Genomic DNA, 12,074 nt, shown 5'->3' on the forward strand with positions numbered 1-12,074 from the left:
CCGGCCTTCAGGATGAAAAATTCGAAATCTCTGCTCCCATGGCCGGAACCCTGCGGATGCGCTTAGCTGCGACCAAGGCAGAGCGTGGACCGCGAATGACTTTGACCCCTATGGCCGGTGTCGATAGACCGTGGGTACTGAAGGCGCACAGGGACGCAGGGCCGCTGCTGCTCGGGCTCGCCGTCCTGTTTGCGGGATATCTGACCGCGTTCGCGACAACGCTGGATCAGCCCCTCATCACATCGATCGGCTTCGCCGCCATCAACACACTGTCCCTGAGTGTCCCCGCGCTGGTGTTTCGTCCCATCGTTTATCGACTGGCCGTCAGCTCCCGCAGCGCGCTCGCGATCCTTGTTCACCCGCTGCTCGCGGCGGCCTTCTCGGTCATCTGGTATTTCTGCAGTCTGGCCGGTTTCGCCCTGTCGCCGAACTGGCCAACCGAGGGGTTCAGCGTCACGCCGTTCGGTCCGGTCGCGCTGAGCTGGCAGCTTTTTCAGGGGGTCACCGTCTATGGCGTGCTTGCCCTGTTCGTCTATTGGCGCAACGCGGTCGGGGATTCAAAACCGGTAGAGGGGCTTTCACCCCCCTCGGGCGTGGTTCCGAGGGTCCCGAGGGTTTCGTCGACATCCCTGATGGTCCGCTGCGACAAGGAAATGGTCCCCGTGCTGATGTCGGACCTTCTCCGGATCGCCGGGGTGGACGGCTATTCCGAAATCGTCACGACCGCCCGGAGCATCCTGTCCACGACGTCCCTGTCGCGCTTCGATGAAATCCTGCCACAGGACCAGTTCGTGCGAGCCCATCGTTCGTACATCGTGCGGATCGGCGCGATTGTTCATGTCGAGCCCGCCGGAAACGCCCGTCTTCTGCTGCAAATGAGCGACGGAACGTCCATCATGACCAGCCGTGCGGGGGCACGACGGCTCCGGGAGCTCGCCGTCTAGGCCGCGGGTGTGTCGACCCATCCCGGCAGGTGTCGATTCACAGGATCTTTCTCCGGGCTCAATCACAAAGGCTAGGCTTTGCTGCCGTCGATTGAGAACCCGGAGAGCAACAGTGAAACAGATTAGCACCGTGGCGCGGATCGCGCTTGTGATCGGCAGCCTGCTGCCCCTTGGGACGATCGCTTGCGCGCCACCGCCCCCACCCGCGACCCTCGCACAACCCCCTGCCGCCGGTCGGACAGGGCTTCCGGATCAGGCCGCCGAAGCCGCGCTTGCCGGGATCGTCAAACGCCATGGCATCGTCACGGCGGGTTTCGGCGTCATTCGGGACGGGGAGCTCGTCTGGGAACACTATCTGGGAGAACAGTCCCCCGGAATCGCGGCGGGCCCCGGGACCCGCTTCAACGTCGCCTCGATCACCAAGACCGTGACAGCCGAGACGGTTCTGCGTCTGGCGGATCAGGGACGGTTGTCGCTCGACGAACCGATGGTCGCCTACTGGCTGGATCCGGACATCGCCAATGATCCGCGCCGGCTCGCCCTGACGCCACGGACAGCGCTCAACCATTCCACCGGCTTTCCGAACTGGCGCTTCTTCCTGCGCGGCGGACGGCTGGCCTTTCAGTCGGGGCCGGGGGAGCGCTACAGCTATTCCGGCGAAGGCACGGAGTATCTGGCGCGGTTCACCGAGCGAAAGCTCGGCCAGCCGTTTCCGGACCTTGTGCAGGCGGTCGTGCTCGGTCCGATCGGAATGACCCATACGAGTTCTGGTCGCCCGGCGGGGTGAGGCGGCGACGTCCATTGCCAGGCCGGTCGATGAGGCGAACCGGTTTCCCGGATACTATTGCCGGCCTGCGGAGTACGGCGGCGGATGCCGCGCCGAGGGCAGCTATGCCGCCGCTGACGACATGGTCACCACCGTTCGCGACTACGCCCTGTTCCTCAAGGCTGTGGCGGCGGCCGAGGGGTATAGCGCTGCGATGGCGGCGGACCGCGACCGCGTCCAGACCGACAAGGGCGATCAGGCCATCGTCGACTGCGCGTCACCGTCAGCCACCGCCTGTCCCGATCATCAGGGCTACGGTCTGGGCTTCAATGTCCTGAGGTTTGGTGACGCCACCGTCCTCGAGCATGGCGGCGCGGACTGGTCCGAGGTCAGCCTCGCCTATATCGGGACGCCGTCGCAGGATGGCATCATCATCTTCCTGAACGCGCCGAACGCGAGGGCGCTCGCCGCCATGCCCGAGCTGATCGCGCAGATCGATCCGGGTTCGCCGTTCCTCGGGGAGTACCAGCGGTGGCTGTCAAACGCACGACAGCCGTGATGGCGAACTGCGGAGGGGTGGAACAGCTTATGGAACCCGCCGATCGCCGCGAGAGTGGCGTGCCCAAGGCCCGATCGGATCCAGATTTCCGCTCCCGCAGCTTGTATGCTGTGAAGGAATTTATTCCGAAGCCGTGCTTGCGCACAGCGATGCCGTTCCCACGTTCATGGCCGGTCTTTGACAGGTTTGGTGGCGTCCCATCGGCGCCGGCACCGACGGATTTCGCACAATCGCGTCACCGTGACATTTGCCGGGCGCGCAGGGCGCTGAAATCGCGAAGATATTTTCCAGAGTCACCCTGAGTCACCCAATTTTAAGTCACCGTGACTCAAACGGTCGGGGAGCCGGAAAACGGTCGGGTGTGGGGCTGCGTCAACCCGGATAACCGCAGCCCCGCCCCGATCTCGCCGGGAAGCCCGGCGAGGCGGATGCAGCCCTCTAGGGGGCAAGCGTGACGACGGCGCGACAGGGCGCGCCGTCAAAGGTCAGATATAGCGCCGCAGGCTGCGGGCCAGCTCTTCCTTGCCGCCGCGCTTCATCTGCGGCTGGTAGGCGACGCGGGCGTGTTCCTGGCAATAGACGCCTTCCGAGGCGCGGCGGCCGCAGAAGCTGAACTCGGTCGAGGACGGGTCCCCGATCGGCCATTTGCACATATGGGCCCCCAGGGTCATGACCGTGGCGGTCCCGGCCATCTCGGCCACGGCCGGCAGGCTGGGGGCGGCGACGACCGGACGGGGGGCCGGCTGGGCCGCCTCGATCCGGCGCGGGGCGGAAGGCTGGGCCGGGGGCGTGGTGCGCACGCGGGCCGGGCGGAAGGTCGAGGTGCGGGCCGGTTGCGACGGGGTCGCGCGACCCGACAGGCCCAGACGGTGCACCTTGCCGATCACGGCATTGCGGGTGACGCCGCCGCCCAGCTGTTTGGCGATCTGGGAGGCCGACTGGCCTTCCAGCCACAGCTTCTTCAGCGCGCCGACGCGGTCTTCAGTCCAGCCAGCCGTCATGCCACCCTCCGGGTACGGTTTGATTCAAGATGTGGCGCCTGAAGGCCCTCCCGGGTTCCCTTCGCCACAACTAATCGTAAACGAGACCTTAACGGACGCAAGATGTGCGAATCAGTCGTCCACAGAAACCCACATCTTGAATCGTTGTTCTGCGGAGGCGGAAGCCGGGCGGTTCGGAACAGGCGGTGCCCAGCCGGTGTTGCTAGTCCATGTCCGCAGATGTCCCCCCGGCCCCGATCCCGATGCGCAAGCCGCTGACCCCGCGCGCCGGTGACGGCTGCGTGAACGTGGTTGATCCCCCTGAAGTCGCCATGGTGCTGACCCCCGACGCCGCCGAGATCTCGGGCCTGCGGCTGATCGCCGAGGCCGATGCTGCCCGCCGCAAGGTCAATCCGGGCCTCTAGGCCTTGCGTCGACGGGCCTCCGGCCGCATCTGGGCCGCATGACCGACCTCGCCTCGACCCGGCCCTCCGGCCTGCCCACCCCGCGCCATTACGCCGGGATCAACTGGATCGGGGTCCAGACCCTGTATTTCCGCGAGGTGCGGCGGTTCTGGAAGGTGGGAGCCCAGACGGTCGCCGCCCCGGTGGTGACCACCCTTCTCTACATGCTGGTGTTCGTGGTCGCCCTGCAGGGCGCGCGGCCGCCGCTGCACGGCACGCCCTTCGCCGAGTTCGTCGCCCCCGGCCTGATCATGATGGCGATGCTGAACAACGCCTTCGCCAATGCCTCGTCCAGCCTGATCCAGGCCAAGATCATGGGCACCTCGACCGACTTCCTGACCCCGCCGCTCAGCCCGCTGGAGCTGACCATCGGCTTTGCGCTGGGAGCCGCGACCCGCGGGCTGGCCGTCGGCCTGGTGACGGCCGTTTGCGTCCTGCCCTTCGCCCGCCTCGGCGTCGCCAACATCGCCGCCATCCTCTGGTTCGGCCTGATCGCCTCCCTGCTGATGGGGATGGTCGGGGTGCTGGCGGGGCTCTGGTCCGAGAAGTTCGACCACCTGTCGGCGGTCCAGAACTTCGTGGTCATGCCCATGACCTTCCTGTCGGGCACCTTCTATCTGGTCGAGAACCTGCCCGAGCCCTTCGCCACCATTAGCCACTGGAACCCGTTCTTCTATCTGATCGACGGCTTCCGCTATGGTTTCATCGGCCACGCCGAGGGCAACCTCATGGTCGGCGTCGTGATGAGCGCCGCCCTGACCGTCGTGATGGCCGTCGCCTGCTGGCTGGTCTTCAAGTCCGGTTGGCGGCTGAAGAGCTGAGCGAGGGATTGGGGATTAGGGATCAGGAATAGGGCGTGAGTGCAGGCCCGGTTCTGCCGCTTCGGCAGTCTGGCCAATCCCTAATCCCTAATCCCTCCTGCCTCACCCGGTGTTGACTCACCCCCGCCCCCGTCCGACAACCGTGTTTCTGAAAGTCCCGTCGCACCCGCGCCGGGGCTTCGTTTCTTTTGGAGGTCTGTCCGTGTCCGGTCATTTGATGGGTGTCTACAATCGCGCGCCGCTGGAAGTGGAACGCGGGCGAGGCGCGCGTCTGTGGGCCACGGACGGGACCGAATATCTGGACTGCGTCCAGGGCATCTCGACCAACGGCCTCGGCCACGCTCACCCCGTGCTGGTGGACGCCGTGAAGGCCCAGGCCGAAAAGCTGTGGCACGTCTCCAACATCTTCCGCATCCCGGACCAGGAGGCCCTGGCCGACCGGCTGACCGAGACCAGCTTCGCCGACGTGGTCTTCTTCACCAACTCGGGCACCGAGGCGGTCGAATGCGCGCTCAAGACGGCCCGCAAATATCACGCCGCCAACGGGAGCCCGGAGCGGATCGACATCTACGGCTTCGACGGCGCCTTCCACGGTCGCACCTACGGGGCCATCAACGCCGCTGCCAACCCGAACTACACCGAGGGCTTCGGGCCGAAGATGCAGGGCTTCCACCAGCTGAAGTGGGGCGACCACGAGGCGCTGAAGGCCGCGATCGCCGAGCCGAACTGCGCCGCCATCATCGTCGAGCCGGTGCAGGGGGAGGGCGGCTGCCGCGCCATGCCCGACGTCTGCCTGCGCGGCCTGCGCGAACTGTGCGACCAGCACGGCGTCCTGATCATCTTCGACGAGGTCCAGTGCGGCATGGGCCGGTCCGGCAAGCTGTGGGCGCATGAATGGGCCGACATGTCCCCCGACATCATGGCCATCGCCAAGGCGCTGGGCGGTGGCTTCCCGATCGGGGCCTGTCTGGCCACGACCGAGGCGGCGAAAGGCATGACCGTCGGGGCCCATGGCTCGACCTTCGGCGGCAACCCCCTGGCCATGGCCGTCGGTCTGGCGGCCTTCAACACCATCAACACCCCCGAGGTGCTGGGCAACGTCAACGAGATCGCCGGCTATCTGAAGCAGCAGCTGCACGGGCTGAAGGAGCGCTTCCCCGACATCATCGAGGACGTGCGCGGCAAGGGCCTGCTGATCGGGCTGAAGCTGGTGCCCAACAATCGCGAGTTCATGGGCTGGGCCCGTGAGGGCCAGCATCTGCTGATCGCCGGCGGCGGCGACAACTGTGTGCGTCTGCTCCCGCCCCTCAACCTGACCCTCGACGAGGCCCGCGAAGCGATCGAGAAGCTGGAGCGGACCTGCGAGGCCGCGCGGGACAAGATGAAGGCCGCGGCCTGATGGTCCGCCACTTCCTCGACATCCACCGGCTGGAGCCCGCCGACCTGCGGTCCATCCTCGACGATGCCCATGCCCGCAAGGCCGCCCGCAAGGGCTGGCCCCAGGGCCGGGCCGACACCGACGCGCCCGCGCGCGACCGCGTGCTGGCCATGATCTTCGAGAAGAACTCGACCCGCACCCGGTTCAGCTTCGACGCCGCCATCCGCCAGCTGGGCGGGGCCGCGATCATCGCCAATGCCGGTGACATGCAACTGGGCCGGGGCGAGCCGGTCGAGGACACCGCCCGGGTTCTGTCGCGTATGGTCGACGCCGTGATGATCCGCGCCAACAGCCATGAGGATGTCGAGCGCTTCGCCCAGGCCTCGACCGTGCCTGTGATCAACGGTCTCACCGACCGCTCGCACCCGTGCCAGATCCTCGCGGACATCGTGACGATCGAGGAACAGCTGGGTCCGATCGCGGGCAAGACGCTGGCCTGGATCGGCGACGGCAACAACGTCTGCCACAGCTTCATCCACGCGGCCCCGCTGCTGGGCTTCCACCTGAACGTCGCCTGCCCGGCGGACTATCATCCCGACCTGCGTGATCTGGCGCGGGGCGGCCATGCCGTGACCCTGACCAGCGACCCGCGCGACGCCGTGCGGGGGGCCGAGGTGGTCATCACCGACACCTGGGTCTCGATGGGCGACAGCGACTACGAGGCCCGGCTGGCGGCCTTCGAACACTATTCCGTCGATCAGGCCCTGATGGACCTCGCGGACCCGGCCGCCATCTTCCTCCACTGCCTCCCCGCCCACCGGGGCGAGGAGGTGACGGACGCGGTCATAGACGGGCCGCGCTCGGTGGTCTGGGACGAGGCCGAAAACCGCATCCACGCCCAGAAGGCGGTCCTCGCCTGGTGTTTCGCCGACGCGTGAGAACTAGAGGTCGCGCGGGGGCGGCGGCGCGGTTGGGGCCGGGGGCACATCCGAGCGTTGCTCATCGCGCCTGAGCCGGCTCTGGAGCCAGCCGCCCAGCGCGCCGTTGCGCCCTGCGGTGACCACCAGATAGCCCACCACCAGACCGATCAGCACGCCCAGCACGCCGTCAAACAGGATCGCGAGCACCACCGCCGCCCCGATCAGGATTCCCCAGTCGAGCAGGCCGAACGAGCGCAGTTGCGCCTTGATCGCTTCCATCCCGGTCAGTCCAGATTGACGTCGGCGACGCCACCGACGTTCGGCGTGGTCTTTGTCAGGTTGGCCTTGGCGATCTCGAAGAAGAAGCCCGTGGCCCCCTTCTTTGACACCCAGACCCGTCCGTCATCGCCGTCGAAGCGGATCAGGGTCAGATGCGGGTCATCCTTGCCGTCCGGATACCAGGCCGCGACGATCGGGTTCCAGTGCTTGTCGATCACCGCCTGGTCGCGCTGCAGGGTCATCGACCCGTGAAAACAGGCCCAGACCTCCTGATCCTTCGACCCGTATGTGAACATGCCGCTCTGGCCCCCGCCCGCGATATCGCGGGCCAGGTCGGTGTCGTCGCGGGTGAAGAACCAGATCGTCCCGGTCTCTTCCTCGCGATATCCCGTCATGGGCTGGGAATGATAGCCGGGCCGGTCGATCCCCAGCATGCCGGTGTTGGAGCTCTTCAGATGCTTCCAGAATTCGTGTTCAGCGTCGGCAGCGGTGAGGGTTTCGTCGGCCATGTATCCGGCTCCTTGCGATTGCGGTCGGCGGGAATAACCGTCCAGCCGCACGGCCGTTCCGTCAGGCCCTCGGCGTCACCCCCAGCAAGGCGCCCAGATGGATCAGCAGCAGGAAGCCCAGCGCTCCGGCCAGCAGCATGATGAACCGCCACGGGATCAGCCGTGGCCGCAGGAAGTCGCTGGGGCGGGCGCCCCGCCAGCCGGCTGCCAGGCCGACCGCAAGGGTCGCGGCCAGAAGGATGAGGGTCAGGGACATCGACATCCCCGCGATGTGGCGGGCGACCTGCGCGGGCGCAAGCAAACCTTTCCGGGATCTTAATCTTAAGACCGCGTTAACCGTGTTGGCCCGACAGAAAGTCCACTCAAGGTCGCTGTCCACAGGAGAATGGGCAGCCGTCAAGATGTTGGGGTTAACCACACGTTTACACCCCGAATATGGGCGATTAGCGTGACGCGTATGGGTCGGGAGCCGAATCAGTGAGCGCAGCCGCGGCGCCTTGGAGCGTGAAGGGGATCGACCCCAAGGCGCGTGAGGTGGCCAAGGACCTTGCGCGACGCTCGGGCATGACCCTGGGCGAGTGGCTCAACACCATGATCATGGACGACGGAGACGACGACGATGTCGTCCAGCCCCTGCCGCGCCGTCCCCATGCCTCCGAGGCCTTCGACCGTCGCGGCCGCTCGCGCCGTCTCGACGACGTCTATGATACGGACCCGCGCGGTCTGGCGCGGGACGGGGACACCCTCCAGCGGGTGGCCGCTTCGGTGGATGCCATCGCGGCCCGTCTGGAGGCGGCGGAGCGCCGCTCGACCCTCGCCATCCAGGGGGTGGACCAGGCCGTGTCCGGCCTCGTTCGCCGGATGGAGGCCCAGGACCAGCAGGCTGGCCAGTATGGCCGCCGTATCGACGACATCTCCGAGGAGCTCAAGGAGGGTCACAAGCGGCTCCGCCGGTTCGAGCAGGATGCCGGTCCCCGCACGGCCGAGGCCATCGGCAAGGTTGAACAGGCCGTCGGTGGTCTGGCCGGCCGCCTCTACGACATTGAGGAACGCCAGCGTTCGGGGCTCAATGAGCTGAGGCAACGCCTCGACGGGGTCGAGAGCGCCGACGTTCTCGGCAAGACCGAAACGGCCGTCGCCGCCCTGACCAGCCGGCTCTATGATCTGGAAGAGCGCAGCCGCGCCCACAGTCAGACCCTGCTGCACCGGCTGGACGCGGTCGAGAAGAGCGCCGGAGCCGGTCCGGGCAAGGACGTCCTGGTCGAGGTCGGCCGTCGGCTGGACGCGGCCCAGGGCCAGACGACCGAGGCGCTCCGCAATCTTGAGCGGGCCTTCGCCGGTCTGGACCAGCGCCTGAGGGCGACCGAGAGCCAGTCCGATCCTGCAAGCGCGCGGGAAGCGGACCGGTTCGAGAAACTGGCGGAAACCCTGTCGCGCCAGATGGATGCCAACCGCACCGAGATGATGCGCCGGCTGGAAACCGCCGAGAGCGAAGGCCGGATGGTCCGCATCGAGACGGCGGTCCAGGCGCTCGGCGAACAGGCCCGGGCCGCTGAACAGCGCGCGGCCCAGGGGATCGACGCCATGGGGCGCGAGGTGCTCCGCATCGCCCAGAACCTCGACACCCGGGTCGACCGGATCGAGAGCGCGGGCGACGCCCGGCTGGACAAGCTGCAGCAGACGCTGACGGCCACCCTGTCCGACAAGGTCGATCGCGACATGAGCCGGTTCGGCCAGGCGATCGAGCACCGCCTGACGCGCGCCGATGACCAGCATGCGCTGGCGATCGAGAAGCTGGGTGTCGAGATCACCCGCATCTCGGACCGTCTCGCCGACCGGATCGCCCAGTCCGAGCGCAAGTCCGCCCAGGCGCTCGATGACATCAGCCGTCGGATGGGCGAGGGGTCCGAACGCATCGAGCAGCGCTACGATCGCGCCTCCGGCGAACTGGCCGAACGGATGCGCCTGTCCGAGGAGCGGACCGCCAAACTGCTGGCCGAGGCGCGCGACACGCTGGAACAGCGTCTGGCCGAGTCGCCCCCGCCGCCTCCGGCCCGGTCCTCCGATGAGGCGGAATTCGCCCAGCCCGACTGGCGGGCGTCCGCCTTTCCCGTCGATGCCGACCCGTCGAAGGGGCCCGGCGACGAATGGTCGATTGATTCCCTTTCGGCGGACATCGACCCGTTCCCGGAAGCGCCCCAGGCCCCGGCTTCCGAAACGATGGCCGCGGATCTCGCCGACAGCCCTGACCCTGTCGAGGTCGAGCCGCCCGTCCGCGACACGGTCGCGGCCGCCCGGTTCGGCACGGCCTCGACCGTCTTCAAGGGTTTTGGCGGAGCCGACGTCAGCGACGCGCTTGAAGCCCTCGCGGACGCGGATGCCGCTCCCAACGGGGCCCGCGCGGAGGCTCCGCTGTCCGGATCGCTGGTCGCCGACGCGGGCGAGGAGTTCTCGGCGGAAACGGAGTTTGTCGACGCCCGCCGGCTGCGCGCCGGGGCGGGAACGGCGACCATCGGTGGACAGCCGTCGTCCACGCGCAACGCCATCGAGGCCGCCCGGGTCGCCATGAACAGCGCGCCGGTCGAGGCACCGCGTGTCGCCTTCGGACTCGGCGGCCTGAAGAAGGGCGGCAAGTCCCGCCTGCAGGAGCGGCTGGACAAACAGGCGTCCCGCGAGACCGGCACCGTCAAGAAGGCTTTCCTCGCCTCGGTGACCGGCATGGCCGTGATTGGCGGTCTCTATGCGACCGGGCGACTGACCGGCTACGATGTTCTGGACATCGGGCGTCTGCTGGGAACCACCGGCGGCGAGTCTGATGCCATGCCGATCGCTGCGCTCGCGCTCAGCCCGACAGACGCGCCGCTCGAGGCCGCGCCGGCCGATGCCACCGAAGCGGAAACTCTGTTTGCCCAGGCGATCGAGCAGCTGGATCGCGGCGAGGCGGCGGGGGTCGACACCCTGACCCGCGCGGCGAACCTCGGCGAGCCCCAGGCCCAGCTCAAACTCGCCGGTCTCTACCAGACCGGAGAAAACGGGGTCACCGTCGATGCGCAGGAGAGCCGGCTCTGGGCGCGCCGCGCCGCCGAGGGCGGCGATCCCCGTGGCATGCACGCTTTTGGCATGTATCTGTTCGACGGCGTCGGGGGCGGGCGCAATCGGCGCGAGGCGCTCGACTGGTTGAAGAAGGCGGCCGATCGCGGACTTATCGACAGCCAGTACAATGTCGCGCGAATCTATGAGAATGGCGACGAGGGCATCGCCCCGGATCCGACCCAGGCCTACCGCTGGTATCTCATTGCGGCCCGGGCCGGCGATGCACAGGCCCAGGCCGCGGTGGATCGCCTCGCCCCCACCGTTCCGGCTGCCTCGCGCCAGACCGCCCGGGCCCAGGCAGAGGCCTTCGCTCTGGAGCCGCTCGCCTGACACCTGATCCGGGTAGCCCTTTCCGGGCCGTCCGGCTAACACACCCACAGGCGCCGCAAGGCGTCCAGCGTAACCTCCCAGCCGAAGGCCGGCCCTTTGGAGATCTATCTGCCGATCGCCGAGGTTTCGGTGAACTGGCCGCTCCTGGTCATGCTGGGCGCGCTGGTCGGATTCGTGTCCGGCCTGTTCGGGATCGGCGGCGGCTTCCTGATGGCCCCGGTGCTTATTTTCCTTGGAATTCCCCCGACGGTGGCCGTCGCCAGCCAGGCCAGCCACGTCGTCGCCTCCTCCACCTCGGGTGTGATCCGCTACTCGGGGCAGGGGGCCGTTGATTTCCGCATGGGCGGGATCATGGCGATCGGCGGGGCCATGGGGGCGATCGGCGGCGTGGAGCTGTTCCGCTATCTGCGGTTGCTGGGCCAGGCCGATCTGGTCGTGGCCCTGTCCTATCTGATCTTCCTGGGCGCCATCGGCCTGCTGATGCTGTACGAGAGCCTGACCGAGATCCTCCGCCGCCGTCGCGGCGAGATCGCCCCCCGCAAGGAGCGGCGCCGGCCGCTGTGGCTGTATGGCCTGCCGTGGAAGGTGCGGTTCCCCAAGTCCGGCCTCTACATCAGTGCCATTCCGCCTCTGGGCCTGGGGGTGGGGGCCGGCGTGCTGTCGGCCATCATGGGGGTGGGCGGCGGCTTTATTCTCGTTCCCGCCATGCTCTATGCCTTGCGCATGAAGGCTGGGGTCGTCGTCGGGACCAGCCTTTTCCAGATCATCATCACCACGGCGATCACCACCATTCTTCAGGCCGGGCGCAACCAGACGGTCGATATTGTGCTGTCGACCCTGCTCCTGCTCGGCGGTGTTGTCGGTGCCCAGCTCGGGGCCCGCTATGCCGGCAAGTTCCGCGCGGAGGAGCTGCGTGCGGCCCTCGGCCTGCTGATCCTGTTCGTCGGGATCCAGATGGGGCTGGAGCTGTTTGTGCGCCCCTCGGACATCTTCCTGCTGGCCCCCGGGATTTCGGACGGATGATCCAGGCC

At 67.6% G+C, this 12,074-nt stretch carries 13 protein-coding genes; 9 read left to right on the forward strand and 4 right to left on the reverse strand.

Annotation, left to right across the window (positions count from 1 at the left end; all coding sequences use genetic code 11):
* The first annotated feature begins 38 nt into the window (after positions 1-38).
* From SJY26_RS05615 to SJY26_RS05625, 3 genes are all read left to right on the forward strand, one after another.
* A complete protein-coding gene (locus SJY26_RS05615) occupies positions 39-944 on the forward strand; it encodes a LytTR family DNA-binding domain-containing protein (protein ID WP_396595160.1) in 906 nt (301 codons plus the stop codon).
* Between the two features lie 112 nt (positions 945-1,056).
* A complete protein-coding gene (locus SJY26_RS05620; protein ID WP_396595161.1) occupies positions 1,057-1,731 on the forward strand; it encodes a serine hydrolase domain-containing protein in 675 nt (224 codons plus the stop codon).
* 121 nt (positions 1,732-1,852) lie between these two features.
* Positions 1,853-2,269, forward strand: a complete 417-nt coding sequence (locus SJY26_RS05625) for a hypothetical protein (RefSeq protein ID WP_396595162.1) — start codon at positions 1,853-1,855, stop codon at positions 2,267-2,269.
* A 485-nt stretch (positions 2,270-2,754) separates the two neighbouring features.
* On the opposite strand, the gene SJY26_RS05630 is transcribed toward SJY26_RS05625, so the two are convergent.
* Complete coding sequence (locus SJY26_RS05630) at positions 2,755-3,270, reverse strand: GcrA family cell cycle regulator (protein ID WP_305637749.1); 516 nt, start codon at positions 3,268-3,270, stop codon at positions 2,755-2,757.
* A gap of 209 nt (positions 3,271-3,479) precedes the next feature.
* Here SJY26_RS05630 and SJY26_RS05635 point away from each other — a divergent pair, with 209 nt between their 5' ends.
* The 4 genes from SJY26_RS05635 (at position 3,480) to argF (ending at position 6,850) form a co-directional block, all read left to right on the forward strand.
* Positions 3,480-3,674 carry a hypothetical protein gene (locus SJY26_RS05635; protein ID WP_396595163.1) on the forward strand — a complete coding sequence of 65 codons (195 nt, stop codon included), beginning with the start codon at positions 3,480-3,482 and terminating at the stop codon, positions 3,672-3,674.
* Between the two features lie 38 nt (positions 3,675-3,712).
* Positions 3,713-4,534 (forward strand): ABC transporter permease, encoded by an 822-nt coding sequence (locus tag SJY26_RS05640; RefSeq protein WP_396595164.1) that lies wholly within the window; start codon positions 3,713-3,715, stop codon positions 4,532-4,534.
* A 217-nt stretch (positions 4,535-4,751) separates the two neighbouring features.
* Entirely contained in the window at positions 4,752-5,933 is a 1,182-nt protein-coding gene (locus SJY26_RS05645) for an aspartate aminotransferase family protein (RefSeq protein WP_396595710.1), read from the forward strand.
* Positions 5,933-6,850 (forward strand): ornithine carbamoyltransferase, encoded by a 918-nt coding sequence (argF, locus tag SJY26_RS05650; RefSeq protein ID WP_396595165.1) that lies wholly within the window; start codon positions 5,933-5,935, stop codon positions 6,848-6,850. Before SJY26_RS05645 ends, argF begins: the two co-directional genes overlap by 1 nt.
* A 3-nt stretch (positions 6,851-6,853) precedes the next feature.
* Here the strand turns inward: argF and SJY26_RS05655 are convergent, their stop codons facing one another.
* The 3 genes from SJY26_RS05655 to SJY26_RS05665 form a co-directional block, all read right to left on the reverse strand.
* Complete coding sequence (locus tag SJY26_RS05655; RefSeq protein WP_396595166.1) at positions 6,854-7,111, reverse strand: hypothetical protein; 258 nt, start codon at positions 7,109-7,111, stop codon at positions 6,854-6,856.
* Between the two features lie 5 nt (positions 7,112-7,116).
* On the reverse strand, positions 7,117-7,620 hold the full coding sequence (locus SJY26_RS05660; RefSeq protein ID WP_396595167.1) for a pyridoxamine 5'-phosphate oxidase family protein: 504 nt from the start codon (positions 7,618-7,620) through the stop codon (positions 7,117-7,119).
* Positions 7,621-7,681: 61 nt separating this feature from the next.
* Positions 7,682-7,876 (reverse strand): hypothetical protein, encoded by a 195-nt coding sequence (locus SJY26_RS05665; protein ID WP_396595168.1) that lies wholly within the window; start codon positions 7,874-7,876, stop codon positions 7,682-7,684.
* A gap of 221 nt (positions 7,877-8,097) precedes the next feature.
* Here SJY26_RS05665 and SJY26_RS05670 point away from each other — a divergent pair, with 221 nt between their 5' ends.
* Together SJY26_RS05670 and SJY26_RS05675 are read left to right on the forward strand one after the other, a co-directional pair.
* A complete protein-coding gene (locus SJY26_RS05670) occupies positions 8,098-11,043 on the forward strand; it encodes a hypothetical protein (RefSeq protein ID WP_396595169.1) in 2,946 nt (981 codons plus the stop codon).
* A gap of 96 nt (positions 11,044-11,139) precedes the next feature.
* Positions 11,140-12,066 carry a sulfite exporter TauE/SafE family protein gene (locus tag SJY26_RS05675; RefSeq protein ID WP_396595170.1) on the forward strand — a complete coding sequence of 309 codons (927 nt, stop codon included), beginning with the start codon at positions 11,140-11,142 and terminating at the stop codon, positions 12,064-12,066.
* Positions 12,067-12,074: the final 8 nt, after the last annotated feature.

Source organism: Brevundimonas sp. R86498 (assembly GCF_044598075.1).
Classification (GTDB): Bacteria; Pseudomonadota; Alphaproteobacteria; order Caulobacterales; family Caulobacteraceae; genus Brevundimonas.